Annotated in this window: 1 protein-coding gene; it reads right to left on the reverse strand. The window is 63.5% G+C overall.

Going from position 1 to position 1,315, the window contains the following annotated elements; translation table 11 throughout:
• Window positions 1-16: 16 nt before the first annotated feature.
• Window positions 17-1,207 (reverse strand): ISAs1 family transposase, encoded by a 1,191-nt coding sequence (locus tag EYB53_RS25295; RefSeq protein WP_135482432.1) that lies wholly within the window; start codon window positions 1,205-1,207, stop codon window positions 17-19.
• Window positions 1,208-1,315: the final 108 nt, after the last annotated feature.

Consider the following 1,315-nt stretch of genomic DNA (forward strand, 5'->3'; position numbering starts at 1 on the left):
CAGGGCTGATGCAAAGTCAGGCCCGGAACAAGAGGCGGTCGATGGCGGCCGCCAGCGACCGCTGTAACGCGGCCAGGTTCGATTGACCGCCACGGGCGGCCAACCCGCAGACAGCATTGTTGAGGCAAGCGAGGATGTGTGCGGCCTGGCCCATACGCACCTGCGAGGCATCTTCGCCTAACGTGACATCGCGACGATAATGCAGGCCGTTCTCAATCTGCCAGTGACCGCGCACGACCTCCAGCAGGCGGCGGGCACTCACCGCACTGCGCGGCGCACTGGTGATGCCATAGCGCTCCTCACAACTGAAATCGCGCCCCTGATAGACGATCCGCACCATCCGAAAGGCCTGCGCCAGATAGGGCCAATCGCTGTAGCCTTCCAACAGACAACTCGTGGTCAGTCGCCGATATTCCCGTCGTCCATGCCCTTTGTCGCACTGCTCGACCGTGATGAAATCGAGCGGAATGGGGCTGAAGCCCTGCGCAACGGGGAAAACCTTCGGGCTGAACAGCAGTTTGAGGTCATCGAACAACGTGGGCTGGTTCTCCTTGGCAATCCAGCAGTAGTCGCCGCCATCCTCCACCACCTGGATGCTCAGGCTGCGCTGGGCAAACATGGCATCCCCACTGATGATCGTGCCGCGCAGATTCAGACGCTTCAGGAGGCGTGGCGCAGCGACGATTTCGTTCTCCTTGCTGGTGACGGGGGTCTGCGCCACCACGACCCCGGCCTCGACGTCATAGGCGCTGAGCAGATGAACGCCCTGGCTGTGGCCACGCGGGATGGTGCCGCGCAGGGCCTTGCCATCGAGGGCGATCTGCTGACTGGCACGGGCAGGAACCTCGCTCGCTGGGGGTGGCAGCAGCAGGGGGAGCAGGGCGTGATCCAGGGCCTCCGCCGCCACGGCCGAGGCGAGCACCCGGCTCCACGTCGTCGGATGCGGCATGGCAGCACGCGGCAAGGCAAACTGGGCCGCCAATTCGCCCTGGCGCTCGCGGGCCCACTCGGCAATGGCGCGCAGCTGTGTGGCCCCCGCGAGTTTGGCCCACAGCGCAATCGTGAGCATGACCGCCAAGGGATAGCGGACACCCCGACGGTGGCGCAGATCCGGCACCTGTTGAAACTGCTGGTAGATGGCGGCGAGATCCAAGGTCAACGGCTGCTCACTGCCAAACGGCTGCACGGTCACTGTGGTAGCATTCATAGTGAACACCTCATGCGGTTTGATGCTTGGTTACCATCTTCATCCTACCGCAAAGGTGTTCACATGGTGTCGGTTGCCGCTGCTGACTCTGACTTTGCATCAGCCCTG

Origin of the sequence: Candidatus Chloroploca mongolica, assembly GCF_004762035.2 — a bacterium.
GTDB lineage: Bacteria > Chloroflexota > Chloroflexia > Chloroflexales > Chloroflexaceae > Chloroploca > Chloroploca mongolica.